This is a genomic window from Brevundimonas sp. Marseille-Q4549 (assembly GCF_976940555.1).
Genome location: NZ_CDRHXG010000001.1, coordinates 2637103 through 2663402, shown reverse-complemented (window position 1 = coordinate 2663402; position 26300 = coordinate 2637103). Strand labels below are relative to the sequence as shown.

Here is a 26300-nt window from a genome sequence, read left to right as displayed (position 1 = left end):
GCCGAGGGTGGACGCCGAAAAAACTGGCTGCGGACGTGGAAACGCGTGCCGTGGCTGCTGCATTTCACGCACGGTTTCCCCGGATCGTGCGCATGGGAAACACTGAATGACCGACGCCTCCCACGATCTCGCCATTCCCGGTCAGATCGCTTCCGCCACCTCGTTCACCGGCAAGAAGCGCATCCGCAAATCCTTCGGGCGCATTCCCGAAGCGGTGCAGATGCCGAACCTGATCGAGGTTCAGCGCGCCTCCTACGAGCAGTTCCTGCAGCGCGAGGTCCGTCCGGGCCAGCGCAAGGAGCAGGGCATCGAGGCGGTCTTCAAGTCGGTGTTCCCGATCAAGGACTTCAACGAACGCGCCATTCTGGAATACGTCTCCTACGAGTTCGAGGACCCGAAGTACGACGTTGAAGAGTGCATCCAGCGTGACATGACCTATGCCGCGCCGCTGAAGGTCAAGCTTCGCCTGATCGTGTTCGAAACCGACGAGGAAACGGGAGCCCGTTCGGTCAAGGACATCAAGGAGCAGGACGTCTACATGGGCGACATCCCGCTCATGACGGACAAGGGCACCTTTATCGTCAACGGCACCGAGCGTGTGATCGTCTCGCAGATGCACCGTTCGCCGGGCGTCTTCTTCGACCACGACAAGGGCAAGACGCACTCGTCGGGCAAGCTGCTGTTCGCCGCCCGCGTGATCCCGTACCGCGGCTCGTGGCTCGACTTCGAGTTCGACGCCAAGGACGTGGTCTATGTGCGCATCGACCGCCGCCGCAAGCTGCCGGCCACGACCTTCCTGATGGGTCTGGGCATGGACGGCGAAGAAATCCTGAAGACCTTCTACGAGACCGTGCCTTACGAGAAGCGCGGCGAAGGCTGGGTCACGCCCTACAAGGCCGAGCGCTGGCGCGGGGTTAAGCCGGAGTTCGACCTGATCGACGCCGACACCGGCGAAGTGGTCGCCCAGGCCGGTCAGAAGATCAGCGCCCGCGCCGCCAAGAAGCTGGGCGAGACGACGACCTCGCTGTCGCTGGCCGCCGACGCCCTGGTCACCAAGTATCTGGCCAATGACGCCGTCAACTTCGAGACCGGCGAAATCTACGCCGAGGCCGGCGACGAACTGGACGCCCCGACCATCGAAGTGCTGGAGCAAAACGGCTTCACCACCATCGAAGTGCTGGACATCGACCACGTCACGGTCGGCGCCTACATGCGCAACACCCTGCGCGTGGACAAGAACGACAACCGCGAGGACGCCCTGTTCGACGTCTATCGCGTGATGCGTCCGGGCGAGCCGCCCACCCCGGAAGCCGCTGAGGCCATGTTCAACTCGCTGTTCTTCGACAGCGAACGCTACGACCTGTCGGCCGTCGGCCGGGTCAAGATGAACATGCGTTTGGAAAGCCCCGAGGTCTCCGACGAGATCCGCGTCCTGCGCAAGGAAGACGTGCTGAAGGTGCTGCAGATCCTGGTCGGCCTTAAGGACGGCCGCGGCGAGATCGACGACATCGACAACCTGGGCAACCGCCGGGTCCGTTCGGTCGGCGAGCTGCTGGAAAACCAGTACCGCGTCGGTCTGCTGCGCATGGAGCGCGCCATCAAGGAGCGCATGTCCTCGGTCGATATCGACACGGTCATGCCGCACGACCTGATCAACGCCAAGCCGGCCGCCGCCGCGGTTCGCGAGTTCTTCGGTTCGTCGCAGCTGTCGCAGTTCATGGACCAGACGAACCCGCTGTCGGAAATCACCCACAAGCGTCGTCTGTCGGCGCTTGGCCCGGGCGGTCTGACGCGTGAGCGCGCGGGCTTTGAAGTCCGCGACGTGCACCCGACCCACTACGGCCGCATCTGCCCGATCGAAACGCCGGAAGGCCCGAACATCGGCCTGATCAACTCGCTGGCCACCCACGCGCGCGTGAACAAGTACGGCTTCATCGAGAGCCCGTACCGCCGCGTGAAGGACGGGCAGGCCCAGGGCGAGGTGGTCTACATCTCGGCCATGGAAGAGTCGAAGTACACGATCGCTCAGGCCAACATCGAACTGAAGAACGGCCAGATCGTCGAGGACCTGGTCCCCGGCCGGATCAACGGTGAATCCCAGCTCCTGAACAAGGACGCCGTGGACATGATGGACGTGTCGCCGAAACAGGTCGTTTCGGTCGCTGCGGCCCTGATCCCGTTCCTGGAAAACGACGACGCCAACCGCGCGCTGATGGGCGCCAACATGCAACGTCAGGCCGTGCCTCTGGTGCAGTCGGACGCGCCGTTGGTCGGCACCGGCATGGAAGCGGTCGTGGCCGTGGACTCCGGCGCCGTCGTGGTCGCCCGTCGTGACGGCGTCGTCGAACAGATCGACGGCACCCGGATCGTCGTGCGCGCCACCGGCGACGTGGACGCCGCCCGCTCGGGCGTCGACATCTACCGCCTGTCGAAGTTCCAGCGTTCGAACCAGTCGACCTGCATCAACCAGCGCCCGATCGTGCGCGTGGGCGATCAGGTGAAGGGCGGCGACGTCATCGCCGACGGTCCGTCGACGGACCTGGGCGAACTGGCTCTGGGTCGCAACGCCCTGGTCGCCTTCATGCCCTGGAACGGCTACAACTTCGAAGACTCCATCCTGATCTCCGAGCGCATCGTGCGCGACGACGTCTTCACCTCGATCCACCTGGAAGAGTTCGAAGTCGCCGCCCGCGATACGAAGCTTGGCCCTGAGGAAATCACGCGCGACATCCCCAACGTCGGCGAGGAAGCCCTGCGCAACCTCGACGAAGCGGGCATCGTGGCCATCGGCGCCGAGGTCCAGCCGGGCGACATCCTGGTCGGCAAGGTGACGCCGAAGGGTGAGTCGCCCATGACGCCGGAAGAGAAGCTGCTGCGCGCCATCTTCGGCGAGAAGGCTTCGGACGTGCGCGACACCTCCCTGCGCCTGCCGCCCGGCGTCGCCGGCACGATCGTCGACGTTCGCGTCTTCAACCGTCACGGCGTCGACAAGGACGAGCGCGCCATGGCGATCGAACGCGCCGAGATCGAACGTCTGGGCAAGGACCGCGACGACGAGCTCAAGATCCTGGAGCGCAACGTCTATGGCCGCCTGAAGCCGCTGATCGTCGGCAAGAACGCCGTGTCGGGGCCCAAGGGCATTGGCCGCGGCGAACTGACCGAAGAGAAGCTGGCTGAGGTCAGCCGTGGTCTGTGGTGGCAGATCGCCCTGGACGACGAAAAGGCTATGGGCGAGCTGGAAGCGATGAAGCGCCAGTTCGAGGACGCTCGCAAGCAACTGGACCGTCGTTTCGAAGACAAGGTCGAGAAGCTGCAGCGCGGCGACGAACTGCCCCCCGGCGTGATGAAGATGGTCAAGGTCTTCGTGGCCGTGAAGCGCAAGCTTCAGCCCGGCGACAAGATGGCCGGCCGTCACGGCAACAAGGGCGTCATCTCCAAGATCCTGCCGATCGAGGACATGCCGCACCTGGAAGACGGCACCCACGTCGACGTCGTTCTGAACCCGCTGGGCGTGCCGTCGCGCATGAACATCGGCCAGATCTTCGAAACCCACCTGGGTTGGGCCGCCGCCGGTCTGGGCAAGCAGATCTCCGGTCTGCTGGAAGCCTGGCAGCAGGGCGGTCAGAAGCAGGCCCTGGTCGAACGCTTGACCGAAATCTACGGCCCGGAAACCCCGCTGCCGGAAGACGAGGAAGAACTGGTCGAACTGGCCCGCAATCTGTCCAAGGGCGTGCCCTTCGCGACCCCGGTCTTCGACGGCGCGCACATCGGCGACATCGAGCGTCTGCTGGAAGAGGCGGGGCTGAACAAGTCGGCCCAGTCGATTCTGTACGACGGTCAGACGGGCGAGCAGTTCAAGCGTCCGGTCACGGTCGGCTACATCTACATGCTGAAGCTGCACCACCTGGTCGACGACAAGATCCACGCCCGCTCCATCGGCCCGTACTCGCTGGTCACTCAGCAGCCGCTGGGCGGCAAGGCGCAGTTCGGCGGTCAGCGCTTCGGGGAAATGGAGGTCTGGGCTCTGGAAGCCTATGGCGCCGCCTACACCCTGCAGGAGATGCTGACGGTGAAGTCCGACGACGTGGCCGGCCGTACCAAGGTCTACGAGGCCATCGTCCGCGGCGACGACAGCTTCGAGGCCGGCATTCCCGAGAGCTTCAACGTGCTCATCAAGGAAATGCGTTCGCTGGGTCTGAACGTGGAGCTGGAGAACAGCTGAGCCGGATCATGAGCCCTCTCCCGCCAATGGCAGGGGAGGGCGCTTCCGCCGCCTGCCTCTCCGTTCTGAATAATTTTCGCGGGTCTTTCCCGCAGAAGGAATCAAGATGAACCAGGAAGTCCTGAACATCTTCAACCCGGTCCCGGTCACGCCGACCTTCGACCAGATCAAGATCGCCCTGGCCTCGCCGGAGAAGATCCGGTCGTGGTCGTTCGGCGAGATCAAGAAGCCGGAAACCATCAACTACCGCACGTTCAAGCCCGAGCGTGACGGCCTGTTCTGCGCCCGTATCTTTGGCCCGACCAAGGACTACGAATGCCTGTGCGGCAAGTACAAGCGCATGAAGTACAAGGGCATCATCTGCGAGAAGTGCGGCGTTGAAGTCACCCTGGCCCGCGTTCGCCGCGAGCGGATGGGTCACATCGAACTGGCCGCCCCGGTCGCTCACATCTGGTTCCTGAAGTCGCTGCCCAGCCGCATCTCGCTGATGCTGGACATGGCGCTGAAGGACGTCGAGCGCGTCCTTTACTTCGAGAACTACATCGTCACCGAGCCGGGCCTGACCCCGCTGAAGCAGAACCAGCTGCTGACGGAAGACGAGTTCTATCGCTACCAGGAAGAGTACGGCGACGACGGCTTCACCGCCGAGATCGGCGCCGAGGCCGTCCGCAACCTGCTGATGGGCATCGACCTGAACGCCGAGGCTGAAAAGCACCGCGCCGAGCTGGCCGACAATCCCTCGGAAATGAAGGCCAAGAAGGCGTCCAAGCGCCTGAAGCTGATCGAGGCCTTCCTGGAATCGGGCAACAAGCCCGAGTGGATGATCCTGACGATCGTGCCGGTCATTCCGCCGGAACTGCGTCCGCTTGTGCCGCTGGACGGCGGCCGTTTCGCCACGTCCGACCTGAACGACCTGTATCGCCGGGTCATCAACCGGAATAACCGCCTGAAGCGCCTGATGGAGCTGCGGGCGCCGGACATCATCATCCGCAACGAAAAGCGGATGCTGCAGGAATCGGTCGACGCCCTGTTCGACAACGGCCGCCGCGGTCGCGTCATCACGGGCGCGAACAAGCGTCCGCTGAAGTCGCTGGCCGACATGCTGAAGGGCAAGCAGGGCCGCTTCCGTCAGAACCTGCTGGGCAAGCGCGTCGACTATTCGGGCCGTTCGGTCATCACCGTGGGTCCGGAACTGAAGCTGCACGAGTGCGGCCTGCCCAAGAAGATGGCGCTGGAGCTGTTCAAGCCGTTCATCTATGCGCGCCTTGACGCCAAGGGCCTGTCGGGCACCGTCAAGCAATCCAAGCGCATGGTCGAGCGCGAGCAGCCCGCCGTCTGGGACATCCTGGACGAGGTGATCCGCGAACACCCGGTTCTGCTGAACCGCGCGCCGACGCTGCACCGTCTGGGCATCCAGGCGTTCGAGCCCAAGCTGATCGAGGGCAAGGCCATCCGCCTGCATCCGCTGGTCTGCACCGCCTTCAACGCCGACTTCGACGGCGACCAGATGGCCGTTCACGTCCCGCTGAGCCTTGAGGCCCAGCTGGAAGCGCGCGTCCTGATGATGTCGACGAACAACATCCTGTCGCCCGCCAACGGCAAGCCGATTATCGTGCCGTCGCAGGACATCGTCCTGGGTCTGTACTATCTGTCGCTGGTCAAGGACGGCGAGCCGGGTGAAGGCAAGCTGTTCGCCAACATCGGCGAAATCGACGCGGCGCTGGACGCCAAGGTCGTGACCCTGCACACGCGCATCAAGGCGCGCTGGACCGAACAGGACGCCGAGGGCAAGGAGGTGACGAAGGTCATCGACACGACGCCCGGCCGGATGAAGCTGGCCGCTCTGCTGCCGCGCAACCCGAACGTCGGCTATCGCCTGCTCGAAAAGAACCTGACCAAGAAGGAGATCGGGAACCTGATCGACGTGGTCTATCGCCACTGCGGTCAGAAGGCGACGGTCATCTTCGCCGACCAGATGATGGGCCTGGGCTTCCGCGAGGCGGCCAAGGCGGGCATCTCGTTCGGCAAGGACGACATCGTGATCCCGGCCAAGAAGGCCGAACTGGTCGCCGAAACCCGCGCCCAGGTCGAGGAGTACGAGCAACAGTACGCCGACGGCCTGATCACGCGCGGCGAGAAGTATAACAAGGTTGTCGACGCCTGGGCCAAGGCCACGGACCGGATCGCCGACGCCATGATGGGCGAGATCGCGCAGCCGCGCGTGCTGATCGAGGGTGAAAACCCCGACATCAACTCGGTCTTCATGATGGCCAACTCGGGCGCCCGGGGGTCGCAGGCGCAGATGAAGCAACTGGGCGGCATGCGCGGCCTGATGGCCAAGCCGTCCGGCGAGATCATCGAGACGCCGATCACCTCGAACTTCAAGGAAGGCCTGACCGTCCTTGAATACTTCAACTCCACCCACGGCGCCCGCAAGGGTCTGGCCGACACCGCGCTGAAGACCGCCAACTCGGGTTATCTGACCCGCCGTCTGGTGGACGTGGCGCAGGACTCGATCGTCACCGAGCAGGACTGTGGTTCGACCCGCGGCATCACCCTGCGCGCGGTGATGGAGGGCGGCGACGTCCTGGTCTCGCTGGGCCAGCGCATCCTGGGTCGCTATGCGGCCGAGGACATCAAGGAGCCGGGTACGGACACCGTGCTGTTCCCTGCCGACACCTATCTGGTCGAGGAAGTCGTCGAGGCCGTGGAGGCCGCCGGCGTCCAGTCGGTCAAGGTGCGTTCGGCCCTGACCTGCGAAGCCGAAGCCGGCATCTGCGCCCACTGCTATGGTCGTGACCTGGCGCGCGGCACCAATGTCAACATCGGCGAAGCGGTCGGCGTCATCGCCGCCCAGTCGATTGGCGAGCCGGGCACCCAGCTGACGATGCGGACCTTCCACATCGGCGGAACGGCCCAGGTGGCGGAAACCTCCTTCATGGAGGCGACCAATGCCGGTACCGCCAAGATCACCGGCCCGACCGTTCTGGCCGCGCACGGCGACCTGGTGGCCATGAGCCGCAACGTCACCGTAACCGTGGTCGTCGACGGCAAGGACCGCGAGACGCACAAGGCCCCCTACGGCGCCCGCATCCGCGTCAAGGACGGCGGCGAGGTCAAGAAGGGCCAACGCCTGGCGGAGTGGGACCCCTACACCACCCCGATCCTGACGGAAGTGGGCGGCGTCGTGCGCTTCGAGGACCTTGTCGAAGGCTTGTCCGTCAAGGAGGAGACCGACGAAGCGACGGGCATCGCCCAGCGCGTCGTCTCGGACTGGCGCGCCAGCCCGCGCGGTTCGGACCTGCGTCCGGCCATGGGCGTCACCCTGGGCGACGCCTACGCCAAGCTGGCCTCGGGCTCCGACGCCCGCTACCTGCTGCCCGTCGGCGCGGTTCTGTCCGTGGCGAACGGCGACGAGGTCAAGCCGGGCGAGATCATCGCCCGCGTCCCGACCGAAGGCGCCAAGACCCGCGACATCACCGGCGGTCTGCCGCGCGTCGCCGAACTGTTCGAAGCGCGCCGTCCGAAGGACTGCGCGGTCATCGCCGAGATGGATGGTCGCGTCGAATTCGGTCGCGATTACAAGAACAAGCGTCGCATCAAGATTACGCCCGAGCCTAACGCCGACGGCGTGCAGGGCGAACCGGTCGAGTTCCTGATCCCGAAGGGCAAGCACATCTCCGTCCACGACGGCGATCTGATCCAGAAGGGCGACTACATCATCGACGGCAACCCGGATCCGCACGATCTGCTGCGCATCCAGGGCGTCGAGGCGCTGGCCGAATATCTGGTGAACGAAGTGCAGGAGGTCTATCGCCTGCAGGGCGTGCCGATCAACGACAAGCACATCGAAGTCATCGTGCGTCAGATGCTGCAGAAGGTCGAGGTGATCGACTCGGGCGAAACCACCCTGATCCGCGGCGACACCGTCGAAGTGGCGGAAGCGGCTCTGGAGAACGCCAAGGTCGAGAAGCGCGGCGGTCGTCCGGCGACCACCCAGCCGGTTCTGCTGGGCATCACCAAGGCGTCGCTGCAGACCCGCAGCTTCATCTCGGCGGCGTCCTTCCAGGAAACCACGCGCGTCCTGACCGAGGCCTCGGTCCACGGCAAGAAGGACATGCTGGAAGGGCTGAAGGAGAACGTCATCGTCGGCCGCCTGATCCCGGCGGGCACGGGCGCCTATCTGCGCTCGCTGCAGAAGATCGCCAACGAGCGCGACGCGGAACTGACCCAGGCCCGCGAAGAGGCGATCGAGCCGCTGCCGGCTGATCTGCAACTGGAGCTGGAGAGCAGCGAAGGCTGATCTCCGGTTTCGCAAGAAACGAACCGAAGAGGGCGGCGCCGGCGACGGCGTCGCCCTTTTCTATTGCGGCTCGCGGCCTGGCCCGGTCGCCCCGGGAACCATCGGGACGCCGGATGCGGGCGGCCCATCGCGGCGGGTGCGGATATTGCGGCTGGAATCCGGGGCGAAGGACGGGTCCAGATGCGCGCCGGCGCAGCCGGTGCCGAAGTTGGAGCCGATGCAGTCGGCCGGTCCGACCACGCCCACGCCGCCGGAGAGCGGACGACGCTGTGCCTCCCATTGCTGAAGTCGACGCGCGCCCTGGCGGGCGAATTCGGCGTCGCGTCGAGGATTGCCGGTGCCGCTGATCGGCGGCGCGGCGGCGGCGCGGCGGCCGAAATCGTCGCGACAGGTGCGGCGCTCGGCTTCGCTCAGCCGTTCGGGCGAGGCGCAGCCGATCAGGCCCTGACGCAGGGACCGCGCCATGGCGGCCTCGCGGTTGGCCGGATCGACGCGCCAGACGTCTGGCGGCGGCGGTGCGTCCTCGGGCGCGGGGGGCGGCCAGACGGGGACGCAAGGGGAGGGACGATCTGGAACCTGAGCGGGAACCTGCGCCTGGATCGTGCGCGCGGACGACGGCGCGGACGACGCCGAGCGGGCGACGTTCGGCTGCGCCTCGGGCGGCGAGACGACCGGCGGCCTGGGCCGTTCGTCGGGCAGCAGCGGGCGAGGCTCGATGTCCAGATAGATCGGGGGCGGCTCTATCCGCAGGTCGCGAGCCCTGATCCCCAGCGTCGTATAGGCCAGCGCCGCGATCAGGGCGGTGTTGATCGCCACCGACGCCGCCGCAAGCCCGGCCTTGCGCCAGTCGGGTCTATGGGATCGTATGATCGCCAATCGCTGCGCCTCCCGCCTCCAGGGCGGACAAGCTGTGCTAGAAGCGTGGCCGCTTTCAGGCGGATGCGCGCCCGGTTCGAGACCGGGCGGCGAGGCGGTCGGGGCCTTCTTGACCTTTCTCCTCATCGCGCGTAGAAGCCGCGCACTTTCGAGGCGTGGCCGGTTCGCCGGTTGCTGAGATCGTGACAATCGAACGGACGGCCTGTGCGCCGCCGGAACGCCCGAAGCGCGCGTTCCGGCCCTTTGTGTTTTCGTGTTCCGGTTCGCCGGGGCGAAACGGAGGGCTGTTTGTCGTTACGGTATCAGTCTCGATGACACCCGGGCGGGGGAATGGTCCCTCGTTCACAAAAGAAGGCGCGGGGCGCCTCGGTCGAAAGACACACGCCCCCCATAGAAGTCGAGACCTGTCTCATATGCCTACGATCAACCAGCTGATCCGCAAGCCGCGCAAGCCCAAGCCCGTCCGTAACAAGGTTCCGGCCCTGGAGGGTTCGCCCCAGCGTCGCGGCGTCTGCACCCGCGTTTACACCACGACCCCGAAGAAGCCGAACTCGGCTCTGCGTAAGGTCGCCAAGGTCCGTCTGGCCAAGAACGGCTACGAAGCCGTGTGCTACATCCCCGGCGAAGGCCACAACCTGCAGGAACACTCGGTCGTCCTGATCCGCGGCGGCCGCGTGAAGGACTTGCCCGGCGTTCGCTATCACATCCTGCGCGGCGTGCTGGATACGCAAGGTGTCAAGGACCGCAAGCAGCGCCGTTCGCACTACGGCGCCAAGCGTCCGAAGTAAGCCGTTTCTCTCCGGGCCGTCGCGCCCGGAGGTCTTTTCGAGATCTTCCCGGCGTCGGCCGGGCACTGCAAGGAATACTCCATGTCGCGTCGTCACCGCGCCCAGAAGCGTGAAGTTCTGCCGGATCCCAAGTTCGGGGACCTGATCGTCACCAAGTTCATGAACTACGTCATGTACGAAGGTAAGAAGGCCGTCGCCGAAAACATCGTGTATGGCGCCTTCGACATCCTGGCCGAGAAGAAGAAGGACCAGACCGCGGTCGAGACCTTCCACTCCGCGCTGGACAACGTCGCCCCGGCGGTCGAAGTCCGTTCGCGTCGCGTCGGCGGCGCCACCTATCAGGTGCCGGTCGAGGTCCGTCCGGACCGTCGTCGCGCCCTGGCGATCCGCTGGCTGGTCAACGCCGCCCGCAAGCGCGGCGAGAACACCATGACCGAGAAGCTGGCCGCCGAACTGCTGGACGCCTCGAACAACCGCGGCACCGCGGTCAAGAAGCGCGAAGACACTCACAAGATGGCCGAAGCGAACCGCGCCTTCAGCCACTACCGCTGGTAAGCGTCTTAAAACCGCCAACTGCGGTGACTATCTGAGACTATCCGGCGCGGGCGGTTTGAGCTAAATCGCCCGCGCCGTCTTATCCGACATTCCGATGGGCGCTTTCGGCGTCCGAAGCCCCCAAGGGACGCTCCTATGCCCCGCACGCATAAAATCGAAGACTACCGCAACTTCGGCATCATGGCCCACATCGACGCGGGCAAGACCACGACGACCGAGCGGATCCTGTATTACACCGGCAAGTCGCACAAGATCGGCGAAGTGCACGACGGCGCCGCCACCATGGACTGGATGGACCAGGAGCAGGAACGCGGCATCACCATCACGTCCGCCGCGACGACCGCCTTCTGGAAAGAGAAGCGCCTCAACATCATCGACACCCCCGGCCACGTGGACTTCACCATTGAAGTCGAGCGTTCGCTGCGCGTGCTGGACGGCGCCGTGACCGTGCTGGACGGCAACGCCGGCGTCGAGCCGCAGACGGAAACCGTCTGGCGCCAGGCCGACAAGTACAAGGTTCCGCGCATCGTTTTCGTCAACAAGATGGACAAGATCGGCGCTGACTTCGACGCTTCGGTCCAGTCGATCCGCGACCGCCTGGGCGCCAAGGCCGTGCCGATCCAGTTCCCGATCGGTGCGGAATCGAATCTGAAGGGCTTGGTCGACGTCGTCGAAATGCGTTCGGTCGTCTGGGACAACGACGCCCTGGGCGCCAACTTCACCGTCGGTGAAATCCCGGCCGATCTGATCGACAAGGCCAATGAAGCCCGCCAGTACCTGATCGACAACGCCGTCGAACTGGATGACGAGGCGATGGAAGCCTATCTGGAAGGCACGGAGCCTTCGGTCGAGACGCTGAAGAAGTGCATCCGCAAGGCCGTGCTGACCGGCGCCTTCTATCCGATCCTGTGCGGCTCGGCCTTCAAGAACAAGGGCGTGCAGACGCTGCTGGACGCGGTGGTCGACTATCTGCCGTCGCCGATCGACATCCCGCCGACCCCGGGCATCGACTTCAAGACCGAAGAGCCCGTCGTGCGCAAGGCTTCGGACGACGAGCCCCTGTCGGTGCTGGCGTTCAAGATCATGGACGACCCCTTCGTCGGCTCGCTGACCTTCTGCCGCTTGTATTCGGGCAAGATGGAAACGGGCATGGGGCTGTTGAACTCGACCCGCGACAAGAAGGAACGCGTCGGCCGCATGCTGCTGATGCACTCCAACAACCGCGAGGACATCAAGGAAGCCTACGCCGGCGACATCGTCGCCCTGGCCGGCCTGAAGGACACCCGCACCGGAGACACCCTGTGCGACCCGATCAAGTCGCCCGTCATCCTGGAGAAGATGGAGTTCCCGGCGCCGGTCATCGAGATCGCCGTCGAGCCCAAGACCAAGGCCGACCAGGAGAAGCTGGGCGTCGCCCTGGCCAAGCTGGCTTCGGAAGATCCGTCCTTCACGGTCTCGACCGACCACGAGTCGGGCCAGACGATCCTGAAGGGCATGGGCGAACTGCACCTGGACATCAAGATCGACATCCTGAAGCGCACCTACAAGGTCGAAGCCCAGATCGGCGCGCCGCAGGTCGCCTATCGTGAATCGATCAGCCGCCGCGCCGAGATCGACTACACCCACAAGAAGCAGACCGGCGGTACGGGCCAGTTCGCCCGCGTCAAGCTGGTGTTCGAGCCGGGCGAGCCGGGTTCGGACTTCGTCTTCGAATCCGCCATCGTCGGCGGCGCGGTGCCCAAGGAATACATCCCGGGCGTCGAAAAGGGCCTGAAGTCGGCCAAGGACAACGGCCTGCTGGCCGGCTTCCCGGTCATCGACGTCAAGGCCACCCTGGTGGACGGCGCCTTCCACGACGTCGACTCCTCGGTCCTGGCGTTCGAAATCGCTTCGCGCGCCGCCTTCAAGGAACTGCGCGAGAAGGGCGGACCCAAGCTGTTGGAACCGATCATGGCCGTCGAGGTCGTGACCCCGGAAGAGTATCTGGGTTCGGTCATCGGCGACCTGAACGGCCGTCGCGGCATGATCCAGGGTCAGGACATGCGCGGCAACGCCACCGTCGTGAACGCCTTCGTGCCGCTGGCCAACATGTTCGGCTATGTGAACACGCTGCGCGGCATGTCGCAGGGTCGCGCCCAGTTCACGATGCAGTACGACCACTACGAGCCGGTGCCGCAACACGTCGCCGACGAAGTGATCAAGAAGTACGCCTAAGCTTTCCCTTTTCGGAAAGCGGACCTATATGCGCCCGGACCGCAAGGACCGGGCGTCCTTCACCCCCAAACCACAGGAACCCCGGTTCGGGGACCTAGGAGCTAGAGAATGGCCAAGGAAAAGTTCGAACGCACGAAGCCGCACTGCAACATCGGCACGATTGGTCACGTTGACCACGGCAAGACGACGCTGACGGCGGCGATCACGATGACGCTGGCGAAGGTTTAGCGGCGCGAAGGCGATGAACTACGCCGACATCGACGCTGCGCCGGAAGAGAAGGCGCGCGGCATCACGATCAACACCGCGCACGTGGAATATGAGACGGCCAACCGTCACTACGCCCACGTCGACTGCCCCGGCCACGCCGACTATGTGAAGAACATGATCACGGGCGCGGCGCAGATGGACGGCGCGATCCTGGTGGTTTCGGCCGCCGACGGCCCGATGCCGCAGACCCGCGAGCACATCCTCTTGGCCCGTCAGGTCGGCGTGCTTACCCTGGTGGTCTTCATGAACAAGGTCGACCTGGTCGACGACGAAGAGCTGCTGGAACTGGTCGAGATGGAAGTGCGCGAGCTGCTCTCGTCGTACCAGTTCCCGGGCGACGAAATCCCGATCACCAAGGGTTCGGCCAAGGCCGCGACCGACGGCGTGAACCCGGAAATCGGCGAACAGCGCGTTCTGGCCCTGATGGAAACCGTCGACGCCTACATCCCGCAGCCGGAGCGTCCGGTGGACCTGCCCTTCCTGATGCCGGTCGAAGACGTGTTCTCGATCTCGGGCCGCGGCACCGTGGTCACGGGCCGCGTCGAGAAGGGCGTCATCAAGGTCGGCGAGGAAGTCGAGATCGTCGGCATCCGTCCGGTCCAGAAGACGACCTGCACGGGCGTGGAAATGTTCCGCAAGCTGCTGGACCAGGGCCAGGCGGGCGACAACGTCGGCGTGCTGCTGCGCGGCACCAAGCGTGAAGACGTCGAGCGCGGTCAGGTTCTGTGCAAGCCGGGTTCGATCACCCCGCACACCAAGTTCCTGGCCGAAGCCTACATCCTGACGAAGGAAGAAGGCGGTCGTCACACCCCGTTCTTCACGAACTATCGCCCGCAGTTCTACTTCCGCACGACGGACGTGACGGGCATCGTTCAGCTGAAGGAAGGCGTCGAGATGATCATGCCGGGCGACAACGCCGAGCTGAACGTCGAACTGATCACGCCGATCGCGATGGACCAGGGCCTGCGCTTCGCCATCCGTGAAGGCGGCCGCACCGTCGGCGCTTTGCGTCGTCGCCAAGATCATCGAGTAATATACCCGACGGTCCGGCCTCAAGTGTGCGCCTCCGCGAGGCGCGCCTAGGCCAACCAGAACAGTCGCGTAACAGAGCGGCCCCCGGAAACATCCGGGGGCCGCTTCTGCTTTGTGAATGTGGGTTCGCCGACCGAGGCCCGGACGTCGCACGGGCGGTGCTTCGCCCGGCGGAAACCGACCGCGGCTTCAGGTATTGTCCTCGTTCCGACTCCAAGGGTCCCTATGCGTCCGTTCCTGCTTCTCGCCCTTCTTGTCTTGCTCGGCGCCTGCGCCACCCATCCCGGCAAGGTCGATCAGGTGCGGTTCGCAGCCGACGCCCGGCCGGTGACGGCGACGACGGAGGCGGGGGCGTTGCGGGGCGTCGAGGGGAATGGCGTGCGGGCTTTCCTGGGCGTGCCCTACGCCGCGCCGCCGGTCGGAGACCGACGTTGGCGCGCGCCGGGCGCGGTCGAGGCCTGGACCGGAACGCGCGACGCCACGCGGATCGGGGCGGACTGCACCCAGGCGCTGGGGCGGCGCGCCATCCTGGGCGGGGGCGGCGGGATCGTGGTCGGGTCCGAGGACTGTCTGTTCCTGAACATCTATGCGCTAAGGCGGGTGAGGCCACGGACCTGCCGGTCATGGTCTATGCGCCGGGCGGGGCCTTCACCATCGGGGCGGGCGCCAACTACGACCCGTCCAGGCTGGCGCGCGAGCAGAAGCGGGTGGTCGTGACGCTGAACTATCGGTTGGGCGCGTTGGGGTGGCTGGCCCATCCAGGATTTCAGGCCGAGGGTGAGGGGTTCGGCGGCAATTTCGGCCTGATGGACCAGCAGGCGGCCCTGCGCTGGGTCCATCGCAATATCGTGGCCTTCGGCGGCGATCCGTCGAACGTGACTCTGTTCGCCGAAAGCGCGGGAGCCTGGACCGCCTGTTATCTGATGACCTCGCCGGGATCGGAGGGTCTGTTCCAGCGGGTCATTTTGCAAAGCGGTGGCTGTCTGGAGCCGTCGTCCCTGGTCGGCGCCGAGGCGGCGGCGGCTTCGGGGGGGCTGTTCGCCGAACGGCTGGGCTGCACGGGCGAGGATCAGGTGAGGTGTCTGAAGGGCCTACCGGCCTGGCGGCTGTCGCGGGCGGCCTCGGTGCGGGCGGGGATCAACGGACTCGGCTCCTGGGGGCCGGTGCATACGGATGCGACCGTGCCGGAAAACCCCGCAGTCGCCTTCGCCCATGGGCGCTTCGTGCGCGTGCCGGTCATCGTCGGCTCCAACCTGGACGAGGGGCGGCTGTTCGCCAACGAAGTCAAGACAATGGACCGTTACGACAAGGAGACGGTCTGGATGTATGGCGACGAGGGGGCGCGGGTGCTGGCGCGCTACCCCGTCGGGCCGGCGGGGCCTGCCTACGCTATCGCGACCCAGTTCACGGACCAGAGGTTCGCCTGTCCGTCTCAGGCCCTGCGGCGTCAGTTGTCGCGGTTCGTGCCGGTGCACGGCTATGAGTTCGCGGACCGCAACGCACCCTTCGTTCTGCCGCGCTGGATCGTCGGGCTGGACCTGGGCGCCTATCACGCCAGTGAACTGGCCTATGTGTTCGGGACCAGCTGGATCTTCGCCGACGTGAAGCGGTTCACGCCCGAGCAGAAGGCCCTGTCGGGACGAATGCAGGCGCTGTGGGCGGGCTTCGGCCAGACGGACTTTGGTGCCGACTGGCCGGCTGTGGAAGGCGACGGGCCGGTGCGCGTCTTTAGCCCCGAAGGCGACCGGTTGGACGAGGACTTCTTCGCCCGCCATCAGTGCGACTTCTGGGACGGCACCTCGTTCGGCGCCGTCCACTGAGGCCTTATAGAAACCGCACGGTCACGCCGGGCTTGACCTTGTCGGCCAGGGTCCAGGCGTCCCAGTTGGTCAGGCGCACGCAGCCGTGCGAGGCGGTCTTGCCGACCAGATGCGGATCGGGCGTGCCGTGGATGCCATAGCTGGGCTTGTTCAGGTCGATCCAGACGACGCCCACCGGGTTGTTCGGGCCTGGCTTGACCAGAACCTTCTTCTTGCCGTCGCCGTAGCTGAGCTTTGACGGGTCGTAGAGATAGTCGGGGTTGCGGGCGACGCCGTTGACCTTGACCGTGCCGCTGGGCGTCGGATTGTCGCCGCTGCCGATGGTGGCGGGGAAATAGGCCAACTGTCGACCGTCGGCGGCGAAGGCGCGCACCGAACCCTCGCGCTTGTCCACGTCGATGTGGTCGACGTCGGCGGCCAGAGGCGTCGTGTTGACGGCGGGGACCAGCAGGGCCTGGCCTGCGCGGTTGAAGTCGGCGCCGGGGTTCATGGCCCGCAGCAGGGCCTCGGTGACATGGAACCGTTCGGCCAGGGCCTCGACGATATTGGCGTAACCCATGTGCGGCGCCTGGCCCTGAGCCTCCAGCTCGGTCGGGACCACGCCCAGATAGGGGCCGTCCAGATCGGCCTGGGTGATGCGATAGAGGGTGGTGACGGGACCGGCCCCTTGTCGGCGCAGGCGGTCCTGCACGCCGTCATCCAATCGGCCGGTCGTCGGCAGATCGTTGGCCTTCTGGAAGGCGGCGACGGCCTGTCTCATGTTCGAGCCTTCAAGGCCGTCGATGGCGCCGGGTGAAAAGCGCGCGCGCTCCAGCAGGACCTGGGCGCGGATCAGGGCAGGCTGGGGCTGGGCGGGTTGCCCAGGGGGCGCCGGGACATCGGCTGGCGGCGGCGTATAGGCCGCGTTCTCGATAGCGTCGCGCGACAGCGGGCCGGCGCGGCCGATTCCGGCGTCCGCAGACGAACGGTCGGGGGTGTTGTCGCGCGAACAGGCGGCGAGGGCGACGAGGGACAGGGCGGACGCAAACAGGACGCGACGATTCATCAGGAGCTTTCAGATGGCGAATAGGGAGGCGGGTCGGGCGGGATCAGTTTTCCTCGCCGGTGGCGGGGTCGGTCGCGGTCTCGCCCGAGTTGCTGGAGCCCTTGGAGCCTTTTGGTTCTGTCGCCGGACGCGGGGGTTGGCCGTCGCTGTCGGGGCGCTGGTTTTCGTTCTCGACGGCGCGGTCGTCGGGGCGAGGATCGGTCATGAGGGCGTTTCCGGCGAAGGTTGAGATTGAACAGGGAACGCGCGCGGGCGGCGGCGGCTCCCATCCCTGGTCGTCAACAGCTGTTCACCATGCCGGTGAACCCTAACGAAACGGCGGATCGGGCAGGATGGAGGCTGGATTTGACTTGGCGACGCCAGGTCCGTTTAGGACGCCCATGCCCGACATTCTAAAGGTCGAGATCATCAGGACGGAGGCGCTGGACGCCGCCGGGATCGCCCTGTGGCGGGAGTGGACGGCGACGAACCCGACCCTCACCAGTCCCTATTTCCGCTGGGATTACGCCGAGATCGCCGGGCGCGTCTGCCCGGGGGCGGCGCTGGCGGTGTTCCGGCGCGACGGGCGGATCGTGGGGTTCTTCCCCTTCCAGCGGCGTGGGCGCGCGGTGCAGCCGCTGGGCGCACCGATGAACGACTATCATGGCGTGATCGCCCCGGCGGAAGAGACGATCAGCCTGGAAGAGGTCGCGCGCCTGTTGAAGGCCAGTCGTTTGAGCGTGCCCGGCTGGATCGGCGCGGGCGAGGCCGGATGCGCCCGCCAGACCGTGCAGGTGGTCATGCCGGACAGCGGCTATGACGCCTGGTACGCCGAGCGCCGCGCGACCTATGGCAAGTATTTCAAGGACAAGGAGCGGGCGCGCCGCAGCCTGGAGGCCGAACTGGGTCCGATCCGGGTCGAGCGGGCCTTGCGCGATCCCGACATGCTGGACCGGTTGATCGAACTGAAGGCGGCGCAGTATCGGCGTTCGGGCCTGCACGACATCTTCGCCTGTGGCTGGACACGCGATCTGTTGCAGGCGCTGATGGCCGATCCGCGTGCGGACTTCGGCGCCTCGATGGCGGCCATGCACGCGGGCGACAAGCTGGTGGCGGTCGAGTTCTCTCTGTACGCCGGACGGCACTACCATTTCTGGTTCCCGGTCTATGAGCCGGCGCTGGCGCGGTGTTCGCCGGGCATACTGCTGAGCATGGACACGATGCGGCTGGCGGCGGCGGAAGGCTTCCGCGTGTTCGACTTCGGTTTCGAGGGCGAGACCTACAAGAAGTACTTCGTCAACGCGCGCCAGACGGTGCGCGAGGCCATCGTGGTTCGGCCGGGCCTCGGTCAGACACTGGGCGACCTGGCGGCGGCGACGCTGAGCCGGGTCGGTGGAAAGGGCGAGGCGTTGCGCACCTCTCTGCGCCGGCGCTGGTCCACTATCGAGGCGTGCGAGCCGACGGCGGCCGGACAGGTGCGCGGTGCGGCGGTGGCGGCGGGCGCCCTGGCCCGCAAGGCGACCGCTGCAAAAAAGACGACCGCGCGCGTGGCGCACGCCTGAGAGGACCGTTCATGACCGACCGCCGCACCCGCTATCCCGGCCCGATCGCCGAGGCCAGGGACCATCCGCATACGCTGGTGGAGCAGGGCTTCGCCGAGGACGCGGCCCTGGCGGCGGTTCTGGACCGCTATCCGGCCGAACTGTTCGACATCAATCTGTACGACTTCGACGACGCGGGGCAGGTGTCCCTACGGACCGGGGCGCGCGGGCGGCTGTCGGGCGAGGACCTGCTGGAAGCGATCAAACAGGGACGGCTGTGGGTCAATCTGCGCGAGGTCGAACGCGGCTGGCCCGAACTGTGGGCGGCGGCGATGAAGGACTTCGCGGCCATCCAGGCGACCTATCCGGGCATGCGGGCGGTGCGGAACGCGGGGCAGTTGATCCTGTCGTCGCCCAAGGCGCGGGTGCCCTATCATTTCGATGCGGCCGGGGTGGTGCTGTTCCACCTGCGCGGGCGCAAGCGGCTGTTCATCTATCCGGGCGACGAGCGGCACCTGCCGGAGCGGAACATGGAGCAGGTGGTCGCGCGCCAGACGACCGAGGAACTGCCCTATGCGCTGGCGTTCGAGAACGACGCCCAGGTCATGGACCTGGAGCCGGGGCGGGCGCTGACCTGGCCGCTGTATGCGCCGCACCGGGTGGAGAACCTGGACCGCTTCTGCGTCAGCCTGTCGATGGATTTCCAGACCTGGCCCTCGCGGTTCCGGAACGGGGCGCTATTCACCAATGCGGTGATCCGCAGTCGGGGCGGCAGGCCGCGCTTCACCGACGGCATGACGACGCCGGAACTGGCGGCGCGTTGGGCCGCGTCGCTGGCGCTGAAGAAGGCCGGGGCGATGAAGAGCCGGATCGCCCATTTCGAACGCGACTTCGAACCCCAGGTCGGGGCGGCGGACGGGGCGGGCGCGCTGACGGCGTCCTGAGGTCCTGGGGCGTGGGCCGGCCCGCGCGTTAAATCGCGTTCATGACCTGAAGTTAAAATGACTTCGTCCGGCGGGCCGGGCACCTTTCCCTCAGACACGGGAAGGGAAACTCTCATGAAACTCGCATTGATCGCCGCCGCAGCGACCGCCGCCTTGACGGGCCTGACTGTCGCTGCGCCCGCCTCGGCCGCCGAGGTCAAGATTCGCAACGCCGTGGCCCGCGTGGTCGTGATCGCCGAGGATCGTCAGGATGTGGCGGTGGAGGTCCAGCAGGGCCGATCTCGCCTGCCGGCGATCCAGGTTCGCCGCAACGGTCGCGATGTCGAGATCGACGGTGGTCTGGGCCGCAACCGCCTGTGGGGCGGATCGGACAGCATCCGGAGTTGCAACAGCGGCCGCGCCGACGCCGCCCAGCCGGGACAAGGCGCCACGGTCGAGGTCCGCGACCTGGGGCGAATCCGGCTGGAGGACGCGCCGATGATCATCCTGCGCACGCCGCGCGACGTGGACCTGAACGCTGGCGGCGCCGTGTTCGGCGCGATCGGCCGGGACGCGCGCTCGGTCGAACTGAGCAACGGCGGCTGCGGCAACTGGAACGTCGCCAACGTGGACGGCGACGTCGAGCTGGCGGTGGGCGGCTCGGGCTCCATCCGGGCGGGGACCTCGCGCGCGCTGCAAGCCAGCGTCGGCGGATCAGGTTCGATCTCGGCCGGAGCGACGGGCAATCTGCGTGCGGCGGTGGGCGGCTCGGGCGCGGTGACGGTGGCCAGCGCGCGCGGCCGGGGCGACGTCTCCATAGGCGGGTCCGGCGACGTGACCATCCGCGACGGCCAGCTGGAAAGGCTATCGGTCGCCATCGGGGGCTCGGGCAATGTTCGATATGGCGGGACCACGCGCGACCTCAGCGCCAGCATCGCCGGCTCCGGCGACGTCCGGGTGGGAGCCGCCACCGGGTCGGTGTCGCGCTCCATCGTCGGATCGGGAACCGTCATAATCGGGCGATAAGACCCGAACGCTCGCCGCGCGAGGAAGGCCCCCGGTCGCGGAACCCCGGGGGCCTTTTCGCATGGGCGGACGTCCTGGAGTGCGAGCACGAAAAAGCCCCGGCGGATCGCTCCGCCGGGGCCTTCTTGTCTTCCGGTGCGAACCGGCTTCGGGATTAGAAGCCGCGGATGCCGGGCAGACCGGCCAGGGTGCGGCCCAGGTTGGCGCCGGCGCGATCCAGCGTCTGCAGCGCGCCGCCGAAGTTGTAGCGCGCGCCGATGGTGAAGTTGTCGGAGTCCAGATCGACATCGTTGAACGAGACGCGCTGATAACCGCCGAACAGGCTGATCGGGCTGTTGTCCAGTTGGTACTCGGCGCCGACGCCATAGGCCCAGGCGTCGACCTTGCCGAAGGTGTCGACGTCGACGTTGTTGTACGACACGCCGGCGTTCAGGCGCAGCGACGGGTTGACGTAGTAGGCGGCGTCGCCGCCGATGGTCCAGGCGGCCGAACCGTCCAGGTCGGTGTAGGCCACGACGCCGGTCAGGGTGGCGGAGGCCAGGTACTTCTGCATTTCACCGCCGACCGAGAAATAGTTCTCGCCGCCGATGTCCGACACGCCGACGAAACCGCCCGCGCGCAGGTCGGAACCGAAGGTCTTGGTCAGGTGGGCGGCGGCGGCGCCGACCGTGTCATCGCCCAGGTCGCTGTCCGAATAGGCGACCGCACCGTTCAGGGTCACGGTCCATTCCGGAGCGACCTTCATGGCGGTCACGCCGTCCAGGGTCGCGCCGTCGGTCTTGAAGCCGTCGGTGTCGGTGTGGGTGTAGCCCAGGCCGACCGAACCGACCGACTCTTGAGCGAAGGCCGGAGCGGCGATCAGGGTGGCGGCGGCAGCCGTGGCGAGGAGGATCGTCTTCATTTTGTTTTTTCCTTAGCAGTCTGTTCCTCGGATGGGGGTCCGGGGAGGCGGCCTGCTAACCCATTGCCGCGAAACTGAGCATTAAACCGCCGTTACATAAGTGTCTTGCAACCGCCGTGTGGCGCATCGGCCACGTCTTGTGGCGGGAATGTGTCGCTAGTGAGGGCGGCCCGAGGCAAGGGATTAAGACGGGCTCATATTTGGGCGCCGGTGACAGACGCGGCGGTCGGAAAGGGGAAAGTCCCGCCGGCCGGTTTCGGCGCTTGACGAAAGCGGAATCGGCAGGCATAAGCCGCCACTCTTGTTGGACCGGCTGTGCACTTCGGTGCAGACGCGGTTCGCAAGAACGACCTAAGTCACTGTTCTTTGCAGCTTCTTGGGACTTCAACGGCCTTCGCGGGCGACTGCGTGGGCCGATCGTTTTTGCGGATTTGCGTTTCCTGAGGGCCTCGTGCCCGAAGGCCTTCGGTCTTTGAAATGGTTCACAGGGACGCGGTCCTCCGACCGCATTGGAAGTAAGCACCGATATGGATCAAAGCATCCGCATCAGGCTCAAGGCCTTTGATCACCGCGTCCTCGATTTTTCGACGCGCGAGATCGTCAACACCGCCAAGCGCACCGGCGCCACCGTCCGTGGTCCGATTCCGCTGCCGACCCTGATCGAAAAGTTCACCGTGAACCGCTCGCCGCACGTCGATAAGAAGTCGCGTGAGCAGTTTGAAATCCGCACGCACAAACGCGTGCTCGACATCGTCGACCCCACCCCGCAGACCGTGGACGCGCTCATGAAGCTCGACCTGTCCGCCGGCGTGGACGTCGAGATCAAGATTTAAAGTAGAAAGAGGCGGGATCCGATGCGCACGGGCGTGATCGCCAAGAAGCTGGGCATGACCCGCGTGTTCGCCGAAGACGGCGCGCACGTTCCGGTCACTGTGCTGCAGCTCGACGGCTGCCAGGTCGTCGGCCAACGTACCCAGGAGCGTGACGGATACGTCGCTCTCCAGCTGGGCGCTGGCGCGAAGAAGGCTAAGAACACCAACAAGGCTCAACGCGAGACCTTCGCCAAGGCGGAAGTCGAGCCCAAGGCCTATGTCACCGAGTTCCGCGTCGATGCGGACGGTTTGCTGGACGTGGGCGCCGAACTGTCGGCCGAACACTTCGTCGTGGGCCAGAAGGTGGACATCCAGGGCGAGACCATCGGTAAGGGTTTCGCCGGCGCCATGAAGCGCTGGAACTTCGGCGGTCTGCGCGCCACGCACGGCGTGTCGATCTCGCACCGTTCGCACGGTTCGACGGGTAACCGTCAGGACCCGGGCCGCACCTTCCCCGGCAAGAAGATGGCCGGTCACTATGGCGCGGAAACCGTCACCACCCAGAACCTGACCGTCGTCCGCGTGGACGCCGAGCGCGGCCTGATCCTGATCAAGGGCGCTGTCCCGGGTCACGACGGCGGCTACGTCAAGGTTCGCGACGCCATCAAGAAGGCCCGTCCGGCCGACGCCCCGTTCCCGGGCGCCGTCAAGTCGGCCAAGGCTGCTGCTCAACCCGCCTCGACCCCGGCTGAAGAAGCCCCGGTCGAAGCGACCGAAGGCGGTGAAGCGTAATGAAACTCTCTGTCATCAAACTCGACGGCAAGGCCGCTGGCGACCTGGACCTGTCGGATGCCGTCTTCGGCATCGCCGACATCCGCGGCGACATCCTGGCCCGCACCGTGAACTGGCAACTGGCCAAGCGCCGCGCCGGCACGCACAAGGTTCAAACCCGCAACGAGAATTCTCGTACGGGCAAGAAGATGTACAAGCAAAAGGGCACCGGCGGCGCTCGTCACGGTTCGCGCCGTGCGCCCCAGTTCGTCGGCGGTTCGCGCGCCTTTGGTCCGGTTGTCCGTGACCACGGCTTCTCGCTGCCGAAGAAGATCCGCGCCCTGGCCCTGCGTCACGCCCTGTCCTCCAAGGCCAAGTCCGGCGACCTGATCCTGGTCGACACCGTCTCGGTCAAGGAAGCCAAGACGGCCGCCCTGCGCGAGACGTTCGGCAAGCTGGGCTGGACCAAGGCGCTCATCATCGCGGGTCCGGAAGTCGACACGAACTTCGGCCTGGCCGCACGCAACATCCCGCACATCGACGTGCTGCCGAACGCCGGCCTGAACGTCTATGACATCCTGCGCGCGGACAAGCTGGTGCTGACCAAGGCCGCCGTCGAGGCGATCGAAGCCCGCTTCAGCGATAAGGAAGCCGCGTAATGGCCGCTCAACCTACCGCCAAGCACTACGACACCATCCTGGCCCCGGTGATCACCGAAAAGGCCACGATCCTGTCGGAGCAGAACAAGGTCGTCTTCCGCGTTGCGGACACGGCCTCCAAGGACGAGATCGCCGCAGCGGTCGAAAGCCTGTTCAAAGTCAACGTCGTCAAGGTCAACACCCTGGTTCAAAAGGGCAAGACCAAGCGCTTCCGGGGCATCCTGGGTCGTCGCGTCGACATCAAAAAAGCTATCGTGACGCTGGCCGAAGGCCAGTCGATCGACGTGACCACGGGGCTCTGATCAGATGGCCTTGAAAACCTACAATCCGACTTCGCCGGGCCGTCGCGCCCTCGTGCTGGTCGACCGTTCGGAACTCCACAAGGGCCGTCCGGAAAAGTCGCTGACCGAAGGCCTGACCAAGTCGGGCGGACGCGGGCAGGGCGGTCGCATCGCGGTCCGCTTCCGCGGCGGCGGCGCCAAGACCCTGTACCGCAAGATCGACTTCAAGCGTCGCAAGTGGGACGTGGTCGGCACGGTCGAGCGTCTGGAATACGACCCGAACCGCACGGCCTTCATCGCCCTGGTGACGTATGCCGACGGTGAGAAGACCTACATCATCGCGCCGCAACGCCTGAAGGCGGGCGACACGATCGTGGCGGGCGAAAAGACCGACGTGAAGCCCGGCAACGCCATGCCGCTTCGTTCGATGCCGGTGGGTACGATCATCCACAACATCGAGATGAAGCCCGGCAAGGGCGCCCAGCTGGCCCGTTCGGCCGGCGCCTACGCCCAGCTGGTCGGCCGCGATCAGGGTTACGCCCAGATCCGCCTCGGCTCGGGCGAACTGCGCATGGTCCTGGACAGCTGCATCGCCACGGTTGGCGCGGTTTCGAACCCCGACCACATGAACCAGAACCTGGGCAAGGCCGGTCGCAAGCGTCACATGGGCTGGCGTCCGCACGTTCGCGGCGTCGCCATGAACCCGATCGACCACCCGCATGGTGGTGGTGAAGGCCGGACCTCTGGTGGTCGCACCCCCGTCACGCCGTGGGGTAAGGACACCAAGGGCACCCGTACCCGTAAGAACAAGGCTACGGACAAGTACATCATCCGTACCCGCCACGTTAAGAAGGCTCGCTAAGAATGGCCCGCTCCTCCTGGAAAGGCCCGTTTGTCGACGGGTATCTGCTCAAGAAGGCCGACGCCGTTCAATCGTCGGGCCGCAAGGACGTGATCAAGACCTGGTCGCGCCGCTCCACCATCCTGCCGCAGTTCGTCGGTCTGACGTTCGGCGTCCATAACGGCCAGAAGCATGTGCCCGTGTCGGTCTCGGAAGAGATGGTCGGCATGAAGCTCGGCGAGTTCGCCCCGACCCGGAACTTCCCGGGCCACGCGGCGGACAAGAAGGCCAAGAGGAAGTAACCGATGGCCCAGACCAAGAACACGCGCCGCGTCGGTTCGACCGAAGCCCGCGCCAAGCTGGTGAACGTGCGGATCAGCCCGCAAAAGCTGAACCTGGTTGCCGCCTCGATCCGCGGCATGCCGGTTCAGAAGGCGCTGAACGAGCTGGAATTCAGCCGTAAGCGCATCGCCGGCGACGTCCGCAAGGTCCTGTATTCGGCGATCTCCAACGCCGAGAACAACCACAACCTCGACATCGACAACCTGGTCGTCGCCGAGGCCTTCGTGGGCAAGAACCTGGTGATGAAGCGTTTCGCGAGCCGCGCTCGTGGTCGCTCGTCGCGCATCCTGAAACCGTTCAGCGAGATCACCATCGTGGTCCGCGAAGCCGGCGAGGCCGCCTGATGGGACAGAAAATCAATCCGGTCGGTCTGCGCCTCGGCGTGAACCGCACGTGGGACAGCCGCTGGTTCGCCGGCGGCGCCGACTATGCTCGCCTGCTGCACCAGGACCTGAAGCTGCGCGAGTGGCTGAAGGAACGCCTGTCGGCCGCCGGCGTGTCGCGCATCATCATCGAGCGCCCGCACAAGAAGTGCCGCATCACCATCTACGCCGCCCGTCCGGGCGTCGTGATCGGCAAGAAGGGCGCGGACATCGAGAAGCTGCGCAAGGACATTCAGGCCCGCACCGAGGGTGAAGTTCACCTGAACATCATCGAGGTCCGCAAGCCGGAAACCGACGCCCAGCTGATCGCCGAGAACATCGCGCAGCAGCTGGAACGCCGCGTGGCCTTCCGTCGCGCCATGAAGCGCGCCATGCAGTCGGCCATGCGTCTGGGCGCCAAGGGCATCCGGATGAACGTCTCGGGTCGTCTGGGCGGCGCGGAAATCGCGCGTATGGAATGGTATCGCGAAGGTCGCGTGCCGCTTCACACGCTGCGCGCCGACATCGACTACGGCTTCTACGAAGCCAAGACGACCTACGGCATCATCGGCGTGAAGGTCTGGGTCTTTAAGGGTGAAGTGCTGGAGCACGATCCCATGGCGCAGGACAAGCGTTGGGCCCAGGAAGCCTCGGGTCCGTCCTCGAACGAAGGCCGCGAACGCGGCGGCCCCCGTGGCGACCGCGGTCCGCGTCGCGACCGGGGACGTGAGAACTAAGT

22 protein-coding genes and 1 pseudogene are annotated in these 26300 nt (G+C 66.0%); 19 read left to right on the top strand and 4 right to left on the bottom strand.

Annotated elements, in window-relative coordinates:
* Positions 1 to 106 precede the first annotated feature (106 nt).
* Positions 107 to 4222 carry a DNA-directed RNA polymerase subunit beta gene (gene rpoB, locus ACWPV3_RS13295; RefSeq protein WP_453978154.1) on the top strand — a complete coding sequence of 1372 codons (4116 nt, stop codon included), beginning with the start codon at positions 107 to 109 and terminating at the stop codon, positions 4220 to 4222.
* Positions 4223 to 4328: 106 nt separating this feature from the next.
* Positions 4329 to 8525 (top strand): DNA-directed RNA polymerase subunit beta', encoded by a 4197-nt coding sequence (rpoC, locus tag ACWPV3_RS13290; protein ID WP_453978153.1) that lies wholly within the window; start codon positions 4329 to 4331, stop codon positions 8523 to 8525.
* Positions 8526 to 8585: 60 nt separating this feature from the next.
* Here rpoC and ACWPV3_RS13285 read toward each other — a convergent pair whose 3' ends face one another.
* Positions 8586 to 9401 carry a hypothetical protein gene (locus tag ACWPV3_RS13285; protein WP_453978152.1) on the bottom strand — a complete coding sequence of 272 codons (816 nt, stop codon included), beginning with the start codon at positions 9399 to 9401 and terminating at the stop codon, positions 8586 to 8588.
* Between the two features lie 413 nt (positions 9402 to 9814).
* Between ACWPV3_RS13285 and rpsL the strand changes: the two genes are divergently transcribed.
* From rpsL to ACWPV3_RS13255, 6 genes and pseudogenes are all read left to right on the top strand, one after another.
* The gene (gene rpsL, locus ACWPV3_RS13280) at positions 9815 to 10189 is read left to right on the top strand and encodes a 30S ribosomal protein S12 (RefSeq protein ID WP_021697983.1); all 375 of its coding nucleotides are present in this window, start codon (positions 9815 to 9817) and stop codon (positions 10187 to 10189) included.
* An 81-nt stretch (positions 10190 to 10270) separates the two neighbouring features.
* On the top strand, positions 10271 to 10744 hold the full coding sequence (rpsG, locus tag ACWPV3_RS13275) for a 30S ribosomal protein S7 (RefSeq protein ID WP_166623005.1): 474 nt from the start codon (positions 10271 to 10273) through the stop codon (positions 10742 to 10744).
* Positions 10745 to 10879: 135 nt separating this feature from the next.
* Positions 10880 to 12958 carry an elongation factor G gene (fusA, locus tag ACWPV3_RS13270; protein WP_453978151.1) on the top strand — a complete coding sequence of 693 codons (2079 nt, stop codon included), beginning with the start codon at positions 10880 to 10882 and terminating at the stop codon, positions 12956 to 12958.
* A 108-nt stretch (positions 12959 to 13066) separates the two neighbouring features.
* Positions 13067 to 14259 (top strand): annotated as a pseudogene (tuf, locus tag ACWPV3_RS13265) (elongation factor Tu).
* Between the two features lie 224 nt (positions 14260 to 14483).
* Positions 14484 to 14975: a carboxylesterase family protein gene (locus ACWPV3_RS13260; RefSeq protein ID WP_453978150.1), complete on the top strand. Its 492-nt coding sequence runs from the start codon at positions 14484 to 14486 to the stop codon at positions 14973 to 14975.
* Positions 14882 to 16078: a carboxylesterase family protein gene (locus ACWPV3_RS13255; RefSeq protein WP_453978149.1), complete on the top strand. Its 1197-nt coding sequence runs from the start codon at positions 14882 to 14884 to the stop codon at positions 16076 to 16078. Before ACWPV3_RS13260 ends, ACWPV3_RS13255 begins: the two co-directional genes overlap by 94 nt.
* A 4-nt stretch (positions 16079 to 16082) precedes the next feature.
* Here ACWPV3_RS13255 and ACWPV3_RS13250 read toward each other — a convergent pair whose 3' ends face one another.
* Together ACWPV3_RS13250 and ACWPV3_RS13245 are read right to left on the bottom strand one after the other, a co-directional pair.
* Positions 16083 to 17123: a L,D-transpeptidase family protein gene (locus tag ACWPV3_RS13250; RefSeq protein ID WP_312733422.1), complete on the bottom strand. Its 1041-nt coding sequence runs from the start codon at positions 17121 to 17123 to the stop codon at positions 16083 to 16085.
* Between the two features lie 43 nt (positions 17124 to 17166).
* Entirely contained in the window at positions 17167 to 17328 is a 162-nt protein-coding gene (locus tag ACWPV3_RS13245) for a hypothetical protein (protein WP_292088357.1), read from the bottom strand.
* Between the two features lie 175 nt (positions 17329 to 17503).
* On the opposite strand from ACWPV3_RS13245, the gene ACWPV3_RS13240 reads away from it, so the two are divergent.
* The 3 genes from ACWPV3_RS13240 (at position 17504) to ACWPV3_RS13230 (ending at position 20592) form a co-directional block, all read left to right on the top strand.
* Positions 17504 to 18664, top strand: a complete 1161-nt coding sequence (locus ACWPV3_RS13240) for a GNAT family N-acetyltransferase (protein WP_313454254.1) — start codon at positions 17504 to 17506, stop codon at positions 18662 to 18664.
* Positions 18665 to 18675: 11 nt separating this feature from the next.
* Entirely contained in the window at positions 18676 to 19587 is a 912-nt protein-coding gene (locus ACWPV3_RS13235; protein WP_313454253.1) for a transcriptional regulator, read from the top strand.
* A gap of 114 nt (positions 19588 to 19701) precedes the next feature.
* Positions 19702 to 20592 carry a GIN domain-containing protein gene (locus ACWPV3_RS13230; RefSeq protein ID WP_312733428.1) on the top strand — a complete coding sequence of 297 codons (891 nt, stop codon included), beginning with the start codon at positions 19702 to 19704 and terminating at the stop codon, positions 20590 to 20592.
* A 154-nt stretch (positions 20593 to 20746) separates the two neighbouring features.
* Here the strand turns inward: ACWPV3_RS13230 and ACWPV3_RS13225 are convergent, their stop codons facing one another.
* Complete coding sequence (locus ACWPV3_RS13225) at positions 20747 to 21493, bottom strand: outer membrane protein (protein WP_313454252.1); 747 nt, start codon at positions 21491 to 21493, stop codon at positions 20747 to 20749.
* Between the two features lie 527 nt (positions 21494 to 22020).
* Here ACWPV3_RS13225 and rpsJ point away from each other — a divergent pair.
* From rpsJ to rpsC, 8 genes are read left to right on the top strand one after another with little or no spacing between them, the layout of a single operon-like run.
* Positions 22021 to 22326, top strand: coding sequence for a 30S ribosomal protein S10 (gene rpsJ, locus ACWPV3_RS13220; RefSeq protein ID WP_003164367.1), 306 nt, complete (start codon positions 22021 to 22023; stop codon positions 22324 to 22326).
* A 21-nt stretch (positions 22327 to 22347) separates the two neighbouring features.
* The gene (gene rplC / locus ACWPV3_RS13215) at positions 22348 to 23097 is read left to right on the top strand and encodes a 50S ribosomal protein L3 (protein WP_292088350.1); all 750 of its coding nucleotides are present in this window, start codon (positions 22348 to 22350) and stop codon (positions 23095 to 23097) included.
* Positions 23097 to 23735 (top strand): 50S ribosomal protein L4, encoded by a 639-nt coding sequence (gene rplD, locus ACWPV3_RS13210; protein WP_292088348.1) that lies wholly within the window; start codon positions 23097 to 23099, stop codon positions 23733 to 23735. Before rplC ends, rplD begins: the two co-directional genes overlap by 1 nt.
* Positions 23735 to 24037, top strand: a complete 303-nt coding sequence (locus ACWPV3_RS13205; protein WP_087119318.1) for a 50S ribosomal protein L23 — start codon at positions 23735 to 23737, stop codon at positions 24035 to 24037. Before rplD ends, ACWPV3_RS13205 begins: the two co-directional genes overlap by 1 nt.
* 4 nt (positions 24038 to 24041) lie before the next feature.
* Positions 24042 to 24878, top strand: a complete 837-nt coding sequence (gene rplB, locus ACWPV3_RS13200) for a 50S ribosomal protein L2 (RefSeq protein ID WP_292088346.1) — start codon at positions 24042 to 24044, stop codon at positions 24876 to 24878.
* Positions 24879 to 24880: 2 nt separating this feature from the next.
* Positions 24881 to 25159, top strand: coding sequence for a 30S ribosomal protein S19 (gene rpsS / locus ACWPV3_RS13195; protein ID WP_017506055.1), 279 nt, complete (start codon positions 24881 to 24883; stop codon positions 25157 to 25159).
* Positions 25160 to 25162: 3 nt separating this feature from the next.
* Positions 25163 to 25543 (top strand): 50S ribosomal protein L22, encoded by a 381-nt coding sequence (rplV, locus tag ACWPV3_RS13190; RefSeq protein WP_087119316.1) that lies wholly within the window; start codon positions 25163 to 25165, stop codon positions 25541 to 25543.
* Complete coding sequence (rpsC, locus tag ACWPV3_RS13185; protein WP_292088344.1) at positions 25543 to 26298, top strand: 30S ribosomal protein S3; 756 nt, start codon at positions 25543 to 25545, stop codon at positions 26296 to 26298. The genes rplV and rpsC overlap by 1 nt, the downstream gene beginning before the upstream one ends.
* Positions 26299 to 26300 lie beyond the last annotated feature (2 nt).

Bases quoted from the DNA above. Each gene is read 5' to 3' on its own strand.
- rpoB (WP_453978154.1), top strand. From the start codon at position 107: ATGACCGACGCCTCCCACGATCTCGCCATTCCCGGTCAGATCGCTTCC.
- rpoC (WP_453978153.1), top strand. From the start codon at position 4,329: ATGAACCAGGAAGTCCTGAACATCTTCAACCCGGTCCCGGTCACGCCG.
- rpsL (WP_021697983.1), top strand. From the start codon at position 9,815: ATGCCTACGATCAACCAGCTGATCCGCAAGCCGCGCAAGCCCAAGCCC.
- rpsG (WP_166623005.1), top strand. From the start codon at position 10,271: ATGTCGCGTCGTCACCGCGCCCAGAAGCGTGAAGTTCTGCCGGATCCC.
- fusA (WP_453978151.1), top strand. From the start codon at position 10,880: ATGCCCCGCACGCATAAAATCGAAGACTACCGCAACTTCGGCATCATG.
- ACWPV3_RS13260 (WP_453978150.1), top strand. From the start codon at position 14,484: ATGCGTCCGTTCCTGCTTCTCGCCCTTCTTGTCTTGCTCGGCGCCTGC.
- ACWPV3_RS13255 (WP_453978149.1), top strand. From the start codon at position 14,882: ATGGTCTATGCGCCGGGCGGGGCCTTCACCATCGGGGCGGGCGCCAAC.
- ACWPV3_RS13250 (WP_312733422.1), bottom strand. From the start codon at position 17,123: ATGAATCGTCGCGTCCTGTTTGCGTCCGCCCTGTCCCTCGTCGCCCTC.
- ACWPV3_RS13245 (WP_292088357.1), bottom strand. From the start codon at position 17,328: ATGACCGATCCTCGCCCCGACGACCGCGCCGTCGAGAACGAAAACCAG.
- ACWPV3_RS13240 (WP_313454254.1), top strand. From the start codon at position 17,504: ATGCCCGACATTCTAAAGGTCGAGATCATCAGGACGGAGGCGCTGGAC.
- ACWPV3_RS13235 (WP_313454253.1), top strand. From the start codon at position 18,676: ATGACCGACCGCCGCACCCGCTATCCCGGCCCGATCGCCGAGGCCAGG.
- ACWPV3_RS13230 (WP_312733428.1), top strand. From the start codon at position 19,702: ATGAAACTCGCATTGATCGCCGCCGCAGCGACCGCCGCCTTGACGGGC.
- ACWPV3_RS13225 (WP_313454252.1), bottom strand. From the start codon at position 21,493: ATGAAGACGATCCTCCTCGCCACGGCTGCCGCCGCCACCCTGATCGCC.
- rpsJ (WP_003164367.1), top strand. From the start codon at position 22,021: ATGGATCAAAGCATCCGCATCAGGCTCAAGGCCTTTGATCACCGCGTC.
- rplC (WP_292088350.1), top strand. From the start codon at position 22,348: ATGCGCACGGGCGTGATCGCCAAGAAGCTGGGCATGACCCGCGTGTTC.
- rplD (WP_292088348.1), top strand. From the start codon at position 23,097: ATGAAACTCTCTGTCATCAAACTCGACGGCAAGGCCGCTGGCGACCTG.
- ACWPV3_RS13205 (WP_087119318.1), top strand. From the start codon at position 23,735: ATGGCCGCTCAACCTACCGCCAAGCACTACGACACCATCCTGGCCCCG.
- rplB (WP_292088346.1), top strand. From the start codon at position 24,042: ATGGCCTTGAAAACCTACAATCCGACTTCGCCGGGCCGTCGCGCCCTC.
- rpsS (WP_017506055.1), top strand. From the start codon at position 24,881: ATGGCCCGCTCCTCCTGGAAAGGCCCGTTTGTCGACGGGTATCTGCTC.
- rplV (WP_087119316.1), top strand. From the start codon at position 25,163: ATGGCCCAGACCAAGAACACGCGCCGCGTCGGTTCGACCGAAGCCCGC.
- rpsC (WP_292088344.1), top strand. From the start codon at position 25,543: ATGGGACAGAAAATCAATCCGGTCGGTCTGCGCCTCGGCGTGAACCGC.